This window comes from Sphingobacterium sp. PCS056 (genome assembly GCF_023273895.1).
Taxonomy (GTDB): domain Bacteria; phylum Bacteroidota; class Bacteroidia; order Sphingobacteriales; family Sphingobacteriaceae; genus Sphingobacterium.
The window spans coordinates 5,020,141-5,035,414 of the sequence record NZ_CP096883.1 but is presented as its reverse complement, the minus strand read 5'-3'; the positions used below and the strand labels follow the sequence as shown (position 1 = coordinate 5,035,414).

At 33.6% G+C, this 15,274-nt stretch carries 13 protein-coding genes; 10 read left to right on the top strand and 3 right to left on the bottom strand.

Going from position 1 to position 15,274, the window contains the following annotated elements; genetic code table 11:
• Nucleotides 1-15 precede the first annotated feature (15 nt).
• Nucleotides 16-1,440, bottom strand: a complete 1,425-nt coding sequence (locus MUB18_RS21130) for a glycoside hydrolase family 125 protein (RefSeq protein ID WP_248754552.1) — start codon at nt 1,438-1,440, stop codon at nt 16-18.
• Between the two features lie 199 nt (nt 1,441-1,639).
• Between MUB18_RS21130 and MUB18_RS21125 the strand changes: the two genes are divergently transcribed.
• Together MUB18_RS21125 and aroQ are read left to right on the top strand one after the other, a co-directional pair.
• Complete coding sequence (locus MUB18_RS21125; protein WP_248754551.1) at nt 1,640-3,286, top strand: gliding motility protein RemB; 1,647 nt, start codon at nt 1,640-1,642, stop codon at nt 3,284-3,286.
• A 132-nt stretch (nt 3,287-3,418) separates the two neighbouring features.
• Nucleotides 3,419-3,841, top strand: a complete 423-nt coding sequence (gene aroQ, locus MUB18_RS21120) for a type II 3-dehydroquinate dehydratase (RefSeq protein ID WP_045754825.1) — start codon at nt 3,419-3,421, stop codon at nt 3,839-3,841.
• A gap of 67 nt (nt 3,842-3,908) precedes the next feature.
• Here the strand turns inward: aroQ and MUB18_RS21115 are convergent, their stop codons facing one another.
• Complete coding sequence (locus MUB18_RS21115; RefSeq protein ID WP_248754550.1) at nt 3,909-6,083, bottom strand: S9 family peptidase; 2,175 nt, start codon at nt 6,081-6,083, stop codon at nt 3,909-3,911.
• Nucleotides 6,084-6,352: 269 nt separating this feature from the next.
• Here MUB18_RS21115 and MUB18_RS21110 point away from each other — a divergent pair, with 269 nt between their 5' ends.
• Nucleotides 6,353-8,551: an FUSC family membrane protein gene (locus MUB18_RS21110; RefSeq protein ID WP_248754549.1), complete on the top strand. Its 2,199-nt coding sequence runs from the start codon at nt 6,353-6,355 to the stop codon at nt 8,549-8,551.
• A gap of 67 nt (nt 8,552-8,618) precedes the next feature.
• Here the strand turns inward: MUB18_RS21110 and MUB18_RS21105 are convergent, their stop codons facing one another.
• Nucleotides 8,619-9,173 (bottom strand): ferritin, encoded by a 555-nt coding sequence (locus tag MUB18_RS21105; protein WP_248754548.1) that lies wholly within the window; start codon nt 9,171-9,173, stop codon nt 8,619-8,621.
• Between the two features lie 434 nt (nt 9,174-9,607).
• On the opposite strand from MUB18_RS21105, the gene MUB18_RS21100 reads away from it, so the two are divergent.
• The 7 genes from MUB18_RS21100 to MUB18_RS21070 all read left to right on the top strand — a co-directional run bounded on the left by MUB18_RS21100 (nt 9,608) and on the right by MUB18_RS21070 (nt 14,997).
• Nucleotides 9,608-10,327 carry a response regulator transcription factor gene (locus MUB18_RS21100; RefSeq protein WP_045754827.1) on the top strand — a complete coding sequence of 240 codons (720 nt, stop codon included), beginning with the start codon at nt 9,608-9,610 and terminating at the stop codon, nt 10,325-10,327.
• Nucleotides 10,328-10,333: 6 nt separating this feature from the next.
• Entirely contained in the window at nt 10,334-11,692 is a 1,359-nt protein-coding gene (locus MUB18_RS21095) for an ATP-binding protein (protein WP_045754828.1), read from the top strand.
• Between the two features lie 129 nt (nt 11,693-11,821).
• Nucleotides 11,822-12,334 carry a hypothetical protein gene (locus MUB18_RS21090; protein ID WP_045754829.1) on the top strand — a complete coding sequence of 171 codons (513 nt, stop codon included), beginning with the start codon at nt 11,822-11,824 and terminating at the stop codon, nt 12,332-12,334.
• Nucleotides 12,321-12,821, top strand: a complete 501-nt coding sequence (locus MUB18_RS21085) for a hypothetical protein (RefSeq protein ID WP_045754830.1) — start codon at nt 12,321-12,323, stop codon at nt 12,819-12,821. Before MUB18_RS21090 ends, MUB18_RS21085 begins: the two co-directional genes overlap by 14 nt.
• Nucleotides 12,805-13,557, top strand: coding sequence for a YoaK family protein (locus tag MUB18_RS21080; RefSeq protein ID WP_045754831.1), 753 nt, complete (start codon nt 12,805-12,807; stop codon nt 13,555-13,557). Before MUB18_RS21085 ends, MUB18_RS21080 begins: the two co-directional genes overlap by 17 nt.
• Before the next feature lie 331 nt (nt 13,558-13,888).
• Nucleotides 13,889-14,467 carry a Crp/Fnr family transcriptional regulator gene (locus MUB18_RS21075; protein ID WP_248754547.1) on the top strand — a complete coding sequence of 193 codons (579 nt, stop codon included), beginning with the start codon at nt 13,889-13,891 and terminating at the stop codon, nt 14,465-14,467.
• A gap of 89 nt (nt 14,468-14,556) precedes the next feature.
• The gene (locus MUB18_RS21070) at nt 14,557-14,997 is read left to right on the top strand and encodes a carboxymuconolactone decarboxylase family protein (protein ID WP_248754546.1); all 441 of its coding nucleotides are present in this window, start codon (nt 14,557-14,559) and stop codon (nt 14,995-14,997) included.
• Nucleotides 14,998-15,274: the final 277 nt, after the last annotated feature.

Here is a 15,274-nt window from a genome sequence, read left to right as displayed (position 1 = left end):
TACGATAGGGTAAAACTATATTTGTTTAAGCAAAGATGGTTTTTCTTTATAAATTTTCCATAATAATTCTCCAAATAAAGTGTTCTGCCAAGCGAACCATTTACGCGTGAAGTTTTTAGGATCGTCTTTGTGAAATGATTCGTGCATAAAACCGGTATCTCCATGTGTGGAAATTAACATTTTTACGCATTCTACCACTTCTTTATCATTATTGGATGTAAAAGCACGCATCATAATGGACATTGGCCAAATGAAGTCGCGACCAATATGTGGTCCTCCAATTCCTTCTCCTGCTGTGCCTTTGAAGAAAAATGGATTATTTTCTGACAATATATATTGACGTGTACGTTGATAGATCGGGTCTTCGACTTTTACAGCATCTAAGTAAGGTAATGAAAGTAGACTTGGCACATTGGCGTCATCCATCATTAAGAATGAACCGAAACCGTCAACTTCAAAAGCATAAACTTTTCCAAACTGTGGGTGATCTACTATTCCATGTTTTTGAACAGCAGACTCTACCTCATTAGCAAGAGCTTCCATTTTGGCCGCTAAGTTGTTGTTATTTTTGACTTTTCTTAAGATTTCTGCTGACTGTCTTAAACTAACTATTGCAAATAGGTTAGAAGGTATTAAGAAAGAAAAAATAGTTGAATCATCTGAAGGTCTGAAACTAGAACAAATTAAGCCGACAGGTTTAACAGGGTATCCGTATCCATCAACTTGTAGCGTATCTGATCCACGCGGAGTAGTTCGCATAAATTTATATGGACCTAAGTTCTCTTTACGTTGTTGCTCTACAAATGTTTTGTAGATCTTCTCCTGTGCTAATTCCCATTCTTCATTGAAAGGAGTTGCATCGTTTGTTTCTTTCCAGTAATGATAGGCGAGTCTTATCGGATAACAAAGGGAATCGATTTCCCATTTACGTTCGTGAATTCCAGGTTTCATGTCTGTGTGATCACTGAACCATTCGCCTTTTTTTGTTGGGTCATTATAGAATGCATTAGCATATGGATCTATATTGATACATTTACTTTGTTTGTGAATTAAACCTAAAATTAGATTTTTTAGATTTTTATCATCTTTCATAAAAGCTAAGTACGGCCATACTTGAGCACTACTGTCTCGTAGCCACATGGCATCAATATCTCCAGTGATTACATAGGTGTAATTACGGTTATTTTCAACATATGGAAATACAGTCGTGTCTAGGGTATTGGGAAGACAGTTGCCAAAAAGCCAAGCTAATTCTTTATTGTTTGTAGCTTTACCAAATGTTACAATAGCATTTTCAATTGCTTTACTGGAGAAAAGACGTTTATCTGCTGGAATACGCACCGTCGGGAATGAAGTCTGCATCGAAGCAAAAGATGCCTTGCTCGCAAATAACCCAGCTCCCAATACGGCTGAATTTTGAATGAATGTCCTGCGTTTCATTGTTAAATATCAAAAAGTTTATATATTATCATACTGGTTTTTATCAAATGCAAGGTAATAAAAAAAGGTTAAAACAGAAAGCAAATACGTTTTAGCATATTTTTTTTATTGCCGTTAAACCTTTTAAGTGCAAAAAAAAGTGTTATTTTGTTTTTAGGAATAGATTTTGCTGTTCCATATAGTTGTTTAAAAAAATCTCATGAAAGAAAAAGTTTCATTAAAATTTATAGCATTAGCAGGGTTATTTTCTACCGCTATGCTAGGTCAAAATGAAGTCCGCGCACAAATTAAAAATCAGCCTTATTCTTACCAGTTGTCACAAAAAATGAATGATGTTTTGTATTCGCCGCAAACACGCTTACATACATCATCAAAACCATTTCTTTTTAAGGATGAATTATTGGTCAAGTTTGATTCTATTCAATCAAATCAACCTGTAGCTTCTGATAATTGGTTTATGCGCAAGTTGTTTAACGAACACCTAATTGAAGTTTCAAAAGAAGACTATACTTTTTATGCCGATTTTTTACCTGATTTGACTATTGGAAAAGATATGATGGGAGATAAGCGTCGTACTTGGATGAACTCTAGAGGTTTTCAAGCAGGCGTAACATTGGGTGAAAAATTTACATTTTATACCAGTGCTACTGAAAATCAAGCCGTATTTCCTCAATATCTGAGTGATTATATTGATGAGAAAAGAGTAGTAACTGGACAGGGTACGACGAAATTTGGTTCTGGTAATGAAAAGGACTGGATGAATGCAACAGCTAGTTTGACTTATGATTTTAGTAAGTATTTTCAAGCAACTGTAGCTTATGATAAGAATTTTATTGGTGATGGATATCGTTCTCTTTTATTGTCTGATTTCTCCTCAAATTATACACATTTAAAATTTACAGGTACCATTGGTCATGTTCAGTATACTTCAGTGTGGGCGTATATGAATGATCCAACCAATAAAAGGTCAGATCAATTTGGTGCTACTGATCGCTACGGAGATGGAAAGAAGTGGGGTGTATTTCAATATATAGATTACAACGCTACAAATAGATTTTCTATTGGTTTCTTTCAAGCGATTACATGGGCTAATCAAGATGCCGCAGGCAAAAGAGGGTTTGATTTCACTTATATAAATCCGGTGATGTTTTTACGTCCTGTTGAATCTAATAATTCGAGTTCTCCAGACAAAATGTTTCTAGGATTGAATTCAAAATATAAAGTACTAAAAAATGTGACAGCCTATGGACAGTTCCTGTTAGGTGAATTTACGGCTAAAGAATTTTTTGCGGGAAAGGGATATGTACATAATAAGTGGGGTGCTCAATTTGGTGTAAGAGGTTTTGACATATTCGATGTTAAAAATTTGAACTTTTTAGTTGAGTATAATACAGCTAGACCCTATACGTATGCCCATTTTGATTCTGGTTCGAACTATAGTAATAATGCTGAACCTCTTGCTCATCCTTTAGGTGCTAATTTTAGAGAGATCGTTGGTATTGCTAATTATGCTTGGAAGAGATTTGATTTTTCAGCACAGCTCAATTATAATCAAAAGGGTCTAGATCCTGAAGATGGTACGAATATGGGGGGAGATATTTTTCAATCCTACCGAACTTTTCCTAATCGATATGGTAACCATATCGGGCAGGGGATAAAAAGCCAAGTTGTATATGCAGATGCAAAAGCAGCTTATGTCTTGAATCCTAAATATAATCTTAGGTTTGAGATCGGATATTCACAACGCTATCAAAAGATTGAATATGATACGCCGCTAACACATAAATCTGGTGTGTTTAGTATTGGTCTTCGTTCGAGTTTAAGATCTTTATATAGCGATTTTTAATCAGCACTCTATTGTTGATAACTGCATCTCTGTTCAATAAATTTGGGCATATTTCAAATAATGTTATCATCATAAATGAACGTAATTTAAGAAAAAAAAGTAGGGCTAGTGAGCTCAGTAATAATTATCCTGATGAAAAAAATATTAATCCTTAATGGACCTAATCTCAACTTATTAGGCGTGCGTGAAAAATCCATTTATGGGGCGCAAGATTTTGAAAGTTATTTTTCAACATTAAAAAGTAAGTATGATGTTGTCGAGCTTAGTTATTTTCAAAGTAACACTGAAGGATTTATTATTGATAAATTACATGAAGTTGGTTTTGAATTTGACGGAATTGTACTCAATGCGGGGGCTTACACGCATACTTCTGTTGCTATCGCTGATGCGATTGCAGCAATTAACACGGCAGTCATTGAGGTGCATATATCTAATGTACATACAAGAGAAACATTTAGGCATCATTCTTACTTAGCTAAAAATTGTGTAGGGGTTATCTGTGGTTTTGGTTTAGACAGTTATCGACTGGGGATAGAGGCACTTCTTGCCCGTTAAAAATAGTTATAAGTATAAAAAAATCCCCTTGATCATTGATCAAGGGGATTTTTTTATACTTATTTTTTTATTTCTTCAAATGAAGATCGAAGTATCTTGCAATTTTTTCATACATATGAATTCGGTCTTTTCCTGAAACATTGTGTTCATGAGTAGGGTATAGGAAATAATCAACTTGTTTTCCAGCTTTGATACAAGCTTCTACAAACTCCATACTATGTTGTTGTACTACTACAGGGTCTTGAGCTCCATGAATAATCAATAAATCGCCTTTTAATTGATCTGCTTTGTCAATGAGTGAGGTTAACTTATAGCCTTCTGGATTTTCTTGAGGCATATCCATATACCGCTCACCATACATGACTTCATAGTATTTCCAATCCATTACTGGACCTCCTGCAACAGCTGCTTTAAAGATATCATTGTGGTGTATCATAAATGATGTTGTCATGAATCCACCAAAGCTCCAGCCGAATATACCCATCTTGCTTTGATCAACAAATGATTTGGATTTCAAATATTCTATGCCTTTCATTTGATCAGCCATTTCTGCCTGTCCGAGTTGACGATGTGTTGCGGTTGCAAATGCACGTCCGCGAGCGTCCGTACCTCTATTATCCATGGTGAATACGATGTAACCTTGTTGCGCCATATACATATCAAAATAACCTGCGCCACCTAACCATTTATTGGTTACTAATTGAGAGTGAGAACCTCCATAAAGATAATACATGACTGGATACTTCTTATTTGCATCAAAATCATTAGGATAGATGATGCGTCCTGTCAATGGTGTTACACCATCTGCGGAGGTTAAAGTGACAAATTCTATTTTTGGAGGATTGATCTTACCTAAAAAGGGGTTTGTTGATTCGACTATTTTATCTACTTTACCAGATTTTGTTCCTTTTATTTGAACAATATTAGGAGTGGTTAGATTACTGAATTGATCTAAGATGTAAGTGCCATCACTGTTTACTTTAGCGTTGTGCGTACCTGGACCCTGTGTTAACTGTGTTGTTTTTCCAGTTTTTAGCTCTACTGAAAATAGTTGTCGATCTAATCCATCATTTGTCACTCCAGTATAATAGAGTAAATCTCCTTTGGGAGAAAAATCACCTAATTGTTGTACAATAAGATTTTGATGTCCCAGTTTTTTGATCAACTTACCATCAGTGTTGTACAGGTAAAGCTGATTAAAACCTTCTCTGTCTGATTGATAGATAAATTGTTTTGGGTTATTGGGTAAAAACAATAAATCATTTTGAGGTTCTACCCACGTGGACGCTGTTTCTTCAAACAGTGTTTTGATAAAACGGCCGTCTTTTGTATTATATTGATTTATTTTTAGATGGTTTTGTTCCCTATTTAATACTCCAACGTAAATGGATTGTCCAGATGGGTCCCAAGTTACGGCTGTTAAAAATTGCTCTTTTGGTTCTCCAGTTGCTAATGTAATTTTTTGATTTGTTTGAGTGTCATAGATGACCAAGGTAACTTCCTCGCTTTTCATGCCTGCCATGGGATAGCGAATATCCTTAACAGAAGCTACCCGAGTATCCCACTGTATTAAAGGGTATTTGCTCACCATCGTTTCATCTTTACGGTAGTACAATAGTTTGTCATTTTGAGGATTCCACCACATGCCTTTTTTGATGCCAAATTCTTGTCTATGCGTATAGTCGCTGCCGTTTAGAATACCATCTATTGTATCTATTGTTACACTGGTTAATCGTCCAGCAGCATTTTTGATTTGAATATTATTACCAATTAAATAGGCTACCTTACTATAATCTGTTGCATATTCTTGATTTGTTGCTGTGGCATCTGATGCTAATAGATGTACTATCTTTTTGTTTTTTATATCAAAAGCAATCTGATATTGTGCTTGTTTTGTATGAAGTGAAAAACTGATTGTATTGGCATTTTCCCATTTATAGTCACTGGGAAAGATCTGCAAATTAATCCGATCATTTGGAAGTTTTGCTTGCAAAGCACTTTGTAATTCGACTTTACTTAGTATGATCTCTTCCGCTCCATTATTCGGAGCATTTTTTTGAACTAAATTTTGATAACCTTTGTCCAAATAACTGAAGTTATTGCTATTGGGTACCCAGTTACTGCTTACAAGAGCTGTAGGTGCATATGTACGGGGGCCAAAGACTGTCTCTTCTATATTCAAGTTGCGCTGACCATAAGCCATTGAACTTGCTAATAATAAAAGTAGCGTTAGTTTTTTCATTCTTTTAATGATTTTTTTGTCTAAAATTATTGTTTTCTTTTGACTATTTCTCATTTCCACTACAAACATATCCATTTTCTAGGAAATATAAGATATCGGATTTCGGTATAAAACGATATTTTATATATGTTTTGCGTTGTTTTGTAAACTTTATAGTAGATGAAAATTTCTTTTTGTAGTATTAAATTTGGTACTTTTGCAAAAGTTAAATGATGAGCATAAGTATAATCTTTAATCGACATATTTCCACTTTAATAATATAACTTATATTGCGTGATCGTATAGAAAAAGTATGGCAAAAGACACGGTTTTTTGTTAATAGCCAACCGTTTCATGAGGGATTAAAAATAACTATTGCTGTCCTGATTCCAGTTCTCATGTTCACTTTTTTTGGTCAACTGCACCATGGTGTAACCTTGGGTATAGGTAGCATTATAGCAAGTACTCCAGATTTGGTCGGCCCCTATCGTGAGCGCCGTCAATCTTTGTTTATCAATGTTATCGTTATTTTCGCAATGAGTATGCTTACACGCATATTACCTTTTTCAGATTTTTTCTTGGGTCTATTTATGGCTTTTTTTTCTTTTGCGGCTTGTATGTTGACTGTTTTTGGTATAAGGGCGATGGGCATTGGTGCATCTTGTTTATTAGCGCTATTTTTTAGCTTAACGTTGACCCATGAAAGTAGTCATCCTATCACAGAAGCTTTATTGCTCACTGCTGGTGCAATTTGGTATATGATTTTTGTATTAGTCCTACGATACATGAGACCATATCGTGTTAGCCAGCAAGTTTTAGCAGAATGTGCTTACAAAATAGGTAGCTTACTTCGTATTAAGGCTGATTTTTTTGATGCTAATACTGCTATTGCAAAGACGCATAAACAAGTTATTCAAATCAATATGGTGTTAAATCAACGTCAGGAAAATGTCCGTGAGGTTTTGTTTTCTGCAGCGACCGAGAAGCAATTTGCAAGTTATCAATATAAACAGCTTACCTTTATTTTCGCAACATTGATGGAATTGTTTGAGAGAATTAATGCTTCCCATCATGATTATTATCAGATTCGTGAAAAATATGGACATACCAAGGTGTATCAAGTCATTCCTGAATTATTGATTAGTTGTGCCGAAGAATTAGAGCGATTGACCACTCCAATAAGTTTGCTAAAATCGCCAAAGAATGCCATTCAATTTACAGGCCTATGGGATAATGCATATGCAGAAATTATTGCTCTTGAAAAGCAAGAAGGAGGGACAACAATTGTGTTGAAAAAGATACTTGTTAATATCAGGTACGTGATGCAAAAAATAAGAGAGGTCCATCGTATTTTATCTAAATCTGAAGAAGTTCATGATCACTCTGAGCTGATCGCACATAAAGAGCGTTTCTTTAGGCAAAGGACATTTTCATGGCCAATACTGCAAGCGCATCTGAATTTAAAGTCACCAATTTTTAGACATTCTCTTCGTGTGGCTATTGTGATGTTGATTGCTTTTGTGATTACCAAAGCGCTGCCGATTTTCTTTCCTGATTACATTGCCTTAACAAAGCATAGTTTTTGGATTTATATTACCATTATTGTGATCTTACGTCCAGGTTTTAGTTTAAGTAAGCAACGGAGTATTGATCGGCTAAAAGGATCATTTTTAGGTGGCCTCTTGGGTCTCTTAAGTATTTTCTTGATTACAAATAGTTATGTACTGCTGGGCTTAATGTTGGTTTATATGCTTTTAACATTTACTTTTTTAAGGAGTAAATATGTTTATGGTTCATTTTTTCTAACTGCTTTTTTTCTTATTGCCTACTATTTCTTTACAGGAGTAGATGATTTTGGAATTCTCCTATTGAAAGAACGTTTATTAGATACTGTCATTGGCTGTGTTCTGTGTTTTTTATCTTTTCACCTTATTCTTCCGACATGGGAAAGTGATTCGGTAAAGAGTTATTTAAAAAATGTCGTACAGTCTAATGTTCATTTCTTATCCATTTGCTTTCGTAAACTGTCGGGCGATCATATTGATATTGCAGATTATAAAGTCGCTCGCAAAGAAATTTATCTGAGTTTGGCGGAGTTGAATGCCTTAAATGAAAGAATTCTAAATGAACCTATATATCAGCGCCCATTTACTAAAGAATTAAATGATTTTTCAATTTTTACACATCAGTTGATTTCTTATGCAATGGCATTTACCCATATGATTGATCATCGCTCAACTTCGAATTTTCATGATGAGCATGAACGGTTGATGAATAAAATTCTTTTAAAGTTAAAAAAAACATATGCTTTATTTGAGACTGACTTATTAGAAATTCTTCCTTTGAAGTCCTCGGTCTCTCGATCGCATGTGCTCGATCAGAGTGATGAGCTATTAATTAAAGAACAATTGCAGCTAATGCTCGGGCTTGTCGAGAAATTGTATCATAATTCCTTGGATATCTCTTTATTGGCCAAGAGGTCGCTATAGGTATTTATAAAGTAATAAAAAAGGATAGCTGACGTATAATTAGCTATCCTTTTTAACATATTTTATTTTATGCTAGTGGATTAATTTCATCTGCAACTGGAAATTCCTGACCAGTATTACCAATTAGTTTATTTAACTCAAAGCGAGCATTGTCTGTCATATCGCTGCCTCCAGCTAACTTAGCTTTATCTAATAAGTCCAATGCAAGTTTTTCTTCTTCACGTTGTTCATTAACAAGCCATTGAAGGAAATTCCATGTCGCCCAATCGCCTTCTTGCATGCTTAAATTTACTATTTTATAAATTGATTCGGTATTTTCTATTTCTTGTTGCAATACCATTTCAAAGCACTCTAAAATATTGGTAGGCTCGGGTTCAGGTTTTTTTATTGCATCAATTTTTACAGACCCACCTCTTTCTTGTATATATTCTATTATTTTAGCCATATGCACTCTTTCTTCTTGGGAATGTTTCATAAGGAATGAATTGATACCATCTAATCTATTGTCATCTGCCCAGCAGGCTAACATGAGATATACTTGAGCAGAATATGCTTCCAATGTAATTTGATCATTTAAAGCTTGACAAAGTGTCTGAGATAATCGATTGGTTGTTATTGCCATTTTATTAAGATTTAAGCACCGCACATTTTTAAATGTGAGTATGTGTAATAGATATTATTTTAGTTGGCACATCATAAGATGTATTCCAATTGTTAAAACAACAATTTGGATAGAAAAATGTTTGGAAATACCTTTAGTTTGGCTGCGGAATCGAGTAGAAGAGGATTAGTTATGGATATAGAATTATAAAGGTTTTTATTAATGATTAATTGTTCAAAATTTAGTTTTATATCTATCGTAAATTTTTAATTATGCAACCTATATTATTAAAGTATCTTGATCAAAGTTTTAAAATTTATTGTTCTCATAAGATCAAGTTTTATAAAGCATGATTATCTAGTTGGTTATGATATACTTTTAAAATTTGTGTCAAAGCCATCAAAAGCTTATTTTTATGTTTTAATAATTCCAGAGCTAATTAAAATATAGCGTAAATGAGTGTAGAACAGCAAAAAATTATCTTGGTTGAAGATGAACAAGGGGTAGCAGATCTGATTGTTCAAGGTTTGGAGGAGGATGGTTACCGAGTCATACATTTAAATAATTCGGAAGGATTAGAGGTACTACTTTCAACTCACGATATCTCACTTGTTCTCTTGGATATTTTATTACCAGGTACTAATGGATTGGAGATCTGTAGGCAGATCCGATTTTGGGGATATACTGATCTTCCTGTGATGATGCTGACTGCTTTAGGGACTCCAGAAAATGTTGTACTTGGTCTGGATAATGGTGCAGATGATTATTTATCTAAACCATTTAAATTAATCGAATTGAAAGCCAGAATTCGATCTTTGATACGTCGTAAACATTCTATTATTCAGGCTACTCAGAAGGATCAGGATCATTCTCAAGAGTATAAATATGGGTTTTTGAAAGTAGATGATTATAAAAAGGTCGCTTATTGTGACGATCAGGAATTGAATCTGACAAGCACCGAATATCGATTACTTTTATTATTTATACAAAGTCCTAAAAAAGTATTTGAGCGTAGTTTACTTCTGGATAAAGTATGGGGGATTAATTTTGACATCGGATCTAATGTTGTGGACGTCTATGTTAATTATTTGCGTAAAAAAATTGAAAAAGTAACCTCTAAAAAAGCCATTCATACTGTGATCGGTATGGGCTATGTGTTAAAAATAGAAGACTAAAAGCTGATGCATAATTATAATAGAAAACTCATTTATCTTATTGCCATATTGGTTATTTATGTCAGTTGTTTTGTTGGTTTTATTTTCTATTCTATTTCAAATTTTGCTTTTACAGATTTTTATAAAAGATTGGATTTGAGGAGGAATATAGCTGCAGAGAAGTTTCTGAATATCAATAATGCGTTGCGCAGTAATCAATGGAGTTTAGATTTTATTGAAGATTTGAATAATCAACATGAATTTCTTGTTGAATTTGATGCAAATGAAAAGATATTGAACAGTCATGGCTTTAATCCTGAACTATGGAGTAAAATCAATAAAAAGGGAATTTCTAATTTTAAGGAAGGCAACCAATTTTATTCTACTAAATTTTTCACCAAGGATAAACGAAACTTTATCATCGGGGCATCTGCAGAAAATTATTTTTATACCCATCATCTGGCATACTTAAGAAATTTGTTGATCATTAGCTTGATCCTGGGCATATTATTTATCTTGGTCGTGTCTCTTTTTATGAAAAGATCGTTTTTGAAGCCTATCCTTACGATGATGAAGGAGGTGCAACAGATTGGTTCTGAAAATCTGGATAAAAGACTGGATGAGTTTAAATATAAGGGCGAGCTTAAAGATTTAGCTCGTACTTTTAATAATATGCTTACACGATTGGAAACCTCATTTGAAACACAAAAAAACTTCATTAGTAATGCATCACATGAGCTTAATACACCTTTAACTTCTATTATAGGTCAGGCAGATTTAGCGCTTTCTAAAGAGCGAAGTCAAGCAGAATATCAAAGAACGCTTTTGAAAATTATTGAATCTGCAGAGCATTTAGAAAAAAAGACAAAGGCTCTTCTTTTGCTGGCACGTACTGGATTTGTTAGTAATTCATCTTCGTTTGGTCCTATCAGAATTGATCAGGTCATAATGGATGCAGAACTGATGGTCAAAGCGATCAATGATAAGTTTAAGATCATCACCGATTTTAATCTTTTACCGGATGATAGTATGCGTCTTAAAGTTAGTGGAAATGCAATTTTACTTCAGTTAGCGTTGTCTAATATCATCAGCAATGCCTGTAAATATTCTAGTAATCGAACGGCCTACATTGCTTTAGGTGCTTTGGATAAAAAAGTGTTTATTCTAATAAAGGATGAGGGAATAGGTATTCCTTCAGAGGATTTGCAACATATTTATGATCCATATTTTCGAGCGTCTAATACTGATGGGATTGACGGGTATGGTATCGGACTACCATTAGCCCGAAATATCATAAAGTTGCATGAAGGTTCATTAAAGGTAACTTCTATTGTGGATAAGGGCACTACTGTTGAGATCGAATTGCCTACTTTTCTTAAATTTTAATCTCATTTTAATCTTTATGACGATTCTAATCTCATTTTAATATCAGCTTTGATATTCTAATTAAAAGCTAACTTCAAGTTCATTCCATTGCAATCTCTGTCTTTTAACTTTGTTTTAAAAGTAAAAGGCATGAATAAACGTATATTGATTCCAAGTGATTTCACGATAGATTCGCTATTTTTTGTTATACAGAGCATCGAACAGTCAAAAGCTAATGAATTGGAAATCATATTGGTATATGGCAACAGGAGCAGTACTTCAATTACTGAACTGTTGGGAATTACCCTCGAAGATCATTTAAAGGAACTCCATTCTGAAGATTTCATTAAAGCTTGTCAAATGATCTGTCATCGGTATGAAGATCGTAAACTCAATATATATACCGATATCATCGGTACGGAGAATGCCAATTACTTACATAACTATTTGAAAGGTGCTGCGATTGACGAAATCAGAGTACCATCAAATTATGCATTTGAAAAAAGAACAAAACATTTTTTTGATGTTGGAAAGGCGTTGTTACGTTTAAACGAACGTAATCGAGGTCGTGTTGGGATCATCCAAAAGACCGGTATACAGAAAATTGAGCGAAATGTTTTGTCAGATTTATTCTTTAACAAAAAATGGGATGTCAATTATTAAAAGAAAAATATTATCAAGATTTAATTTCATCTTTCTCGCCTTACTTCTGTTTGTAGCGACGACGATGGTCATGTTTTATGAAAATCCAGAACGTATGCTGGAAGGTGAGTGGGTAGAGCAGGGTTGGTATTTTGAAAAGGTGGAAAATAACCCATCATTTAAAAAACAGGCTATTATACATGATGAAATAAAAACAGCGGCTATAGCGCATCTTCCACCTCTTCAAGATGGTTTGTGGCATTTCGAAAGAAATGGAAATGATAACTATGTTGCTCATCATGAGGATAAAAGATACAATTGGTTTTTAAAGGGAAGAGGGCATATTCTTGAATTGAGGAAAGACGATAAACTTGTTGAGAGTTTTGTTATCCATCAATTGAATAGAAATGAATTGATCCTGTATCTTAATTTGGATCTTCAAGCTAAAGGTATTGCACGTATAGTATTGAAAAAAGGAGGGAGAGTAAATTATGCTGAGAAAATATAGTAATCATCGTACGATACAGGACAATATCAAGTTGGGTGCATTGACTGCTTTTTCAGCGGGAATGGTCAATGTTGCATCGGTCATTGTATTCTTTTCGTTCACTTCAAATGTGACGGGTTATTATGCGATTTTTGCGCAAGAAATCGCTAAAGGTAATTGGTATCAAGGCGCTGTTGTTTTGTTTTGGATTCTACTATTTCTTGTTGGTAGTATGCTTTCAAATATGATCATCATCCATGGAAAGGGACGTTTTAGTACTTATTTAACACACTCTATTCCGTTAGGATTAGAAATATTCAGTATTTTATTTGTCGGTATCTATTTAGATTTCTTTTATAAAGACTCTTTGCAAGAAACAGAAGTATTGGTAGGGGCATTGCTTTTTGCAATGGGGTTGCAAAATGGTCTAACTGCCACTATTTCCAATTTTGTGGTAAAAACAACTCATTTAACAGGGCTTACGACAGATTTAGCGATATTGATATCGATGTTTACAAAAGAATCTAATCGGCACAACAAGGCATTGGTGGACAAGTTTCATTTACTTCTCAGCATTGTTATAGCTTATGTAGCTGGTGGACTGATTAGTGGACTGTCTTTTGCATTTTTAACATATAAAACGTTTTATGTTGTTTGCTTTGTTTTACTTATTATTGGTTTTTATGATTATTATAAACTGTATATCATTAAAAAACAATACTTACAGCGTCATCGCCAAGATCCTGTTTCTGTATAGGTTTTATGCACAATATCATGTTCTTAGTAGATTAATTAATTAGATTTTTTCTTTAGCTATATTTCCAACTTTGCTTGTTGTACTGATCTCTCGACTTATTTTAAGAAGTTGCGATGCTATACAGCTGGTATTTATATTTTAGTTTTTTGAAGTCGTTTCTCAGCTCTTGCAATACCAGCTTGTAACTTCCTTATCTTCCTGTACTTATTTTTACATATATTGTGGATAAATAAAACAACTATTTTTATGCCTTATAAAAACCAAGTTGTTTACATGATGAATGATATTTTAATGATAGAACTATCATTATTTTTATAATTGTTATCCTAGAATGGAATTATTATTGAACCATATAAAGAAATATGTTGAATTAAATGATGAGCAGCTAACGCATATAAGTAAGTCCTTTAATATCATAACTACAGCTAAAAGAGAACTACTTTTAAATGAGGGAGAAATGTGTACCCACCTATATTTTGTAGTGAAAGGATGTTTACGGATGTTCTATGCTGATGAGAAAGGGGTGGAACAGACAATACAATTTGCTTTAGAAAATTGGTGGATGACTGATATTGATGCTTTTAATAAGAGAAAAAAATCCTTATTCTCTATCCAAGCTCTAGAAAAAACTACTTTAATAGGGATTCATAAAACTGATTTTGATTTTTTGCTCAGTGATCAACCAAGCTTGGAAAAATATTTTAGAATAATTTATGAAAGGGCATATTCCGCTTCGCTTTACCGTATGAAATATGCTAGATCATCAAAAGAGGACTTCTATTATTTGTTTTGTTCTAAATATCCTGATTTTGTACAACGCGTGCCTCAAAAATTATTAGCTTCATTTTTAGGTCTTACCCCTGAATACCTGAGTGAATTGCGAAAAAAAAATAGTAAAGTTAGGTCCTAATTACTTTCTTAAACCAGCTTAAGTTTTTTAGAAAATGAAATCATGAATTTTGTTTTATGATCATTGATCACAATTAATACTTGAAAAAAATGGAAAATAGAATTAAAATTCAGGACGTACAACCTGCAGCATGGAAAGCAATGTATGGTTTATCAAATTATTTAACTCATACGGACTTATCAAAATTACATTTGGAACTCATTAAAATCAGAGCTTCGCAAATTAATGGATGTGCTTTTTGTATTGATATGCATACCAAGGATGCTTTAAAGAATGGTGAAACTACTCAACGTATCTTTTTACTTAATGCATGGCATGATACAGATCTTTTTACTGATGAAGAAAAAACCCTGCTTGCAATGACTGAGGAGATAACTTTAATTAGTAACGATGGGTTAACGACTAAAACTTATAATCAAGCCAAGTTGTATTTTTCCGAAGAAGTAATTGCACAGATCATCATGGCAGTGGTAATCATCAATAGCTGGAATCGTATCGCAATTAGCACTCAAATGCCTGTGAAAATTTAATCACTGTGAGAGCTATGTAAACCTATTAATCTGCGATTTATAAAAATTAATAGTTTTACATAGCTGCTTTTTTAGAATCGAATATTACTTCATCTTTTGATACTTTATAGTTGATCGCATCTGTTTATTTTATTAAATCATTATTATTTTAATTATAGCAGATTTTTAACTGAAATAGTTGTAAAAATCATCAGTCCTTATATCCTAATTGCCAAAATAGCCATGAATTTTTATAATTATGACTATATTTAATGATCTATTTTTAGCAATTAAGATG

What these genes read in the sequence shown, in the direction of transcription:
- MUB18_RS21085 (WP_045754830.1), top strand. Translation starts at nt 12,321, where the DNA reads ATGTCAATTATTAAAAGAAAAATATTATCAAGATTTAATTTCATCTTT.
- MUB18_RS21130 (WP_248754552.1), bottom strand. Translation starts at nt 1,440, where the DNA reads ATGAAACGCAGGACATTCATTCAAAATTCAGCCGTATTGGGAGCTGGG.
- MUB18_RS21125 (WP_248754551.1), top strand. Translation starts at nt 1,640, where the DNA reads ATGAAAGAAAAAGTTTCATTAAAATTTATAGCATTAGCAGGGTTATTT.
- MUB18_RS21080 (WP_045754831.1), top strand. Translation starts at nt 12,805, where the DNA reads ATGCTGAGAAAATATAGTAATCATCGTACGATACAGGACAATATCAAG.
- MUB18_RS21100 (WP_045754827.1), top strand. Translation starts at nt 9,608, where the DNA reads ATGAGTGTAGAACAGCAAAAAATTATCTTGGTTGAAGATGAACAAGGG.
- MUB18_RS21115 (WP_248754550.1), bottom strand. Translation starts at nt 6,083, where the DNA reads ATGAAAAAACTAACGCTACTTTTATTATTAGCAAGTTCAATGGCTTAT.
- aroQ (WP_045754825.1), top strand. Translation starts at nt 3,419, where the DNA reads ATGAAAAAAATATTAATCCTTAATGGACCTAATCTCAACTTATTAGGC.
- MUB18_RS21095 (WP_045754828.1), top strand. Translation starts at nt 10,334, where the DNA reads ATGCATAATTATAATAGAAAACTCATTTATCTTATTGCCATATTGGTT.
- MUB18_RS21075 (WP_248754547.1), top strand. Translation starts at nt 13,889, where the DNA reads ATGGAATTATTATTGAACCATATAAAGAAATATGTTGAATTAAATGAT.
- MUB18_RS21070 (WP_248754546.1), top strand. Translation starts at nt 14,557, where the DNA reads ATGGAAAATAGAATTAAAATTCAGGACGTACAACCTGCAGCATGGAAA.
- MUB18_RS21105 (WP_248754548.1), bottom strand. Translation starts at nt 9,173, where the DNA reads ATGGCAATAACAACCAATCGATTATCTCAGACACTTTGTCAAGCTTTA.
- MUB18_RS21090 (WP_045754829.1), top strand. Translation starts at nt 11,822, where the DNA reads ATGAATAAACGTATATTGATTCCAAGTGATTTCACGATAGATTCGCTA.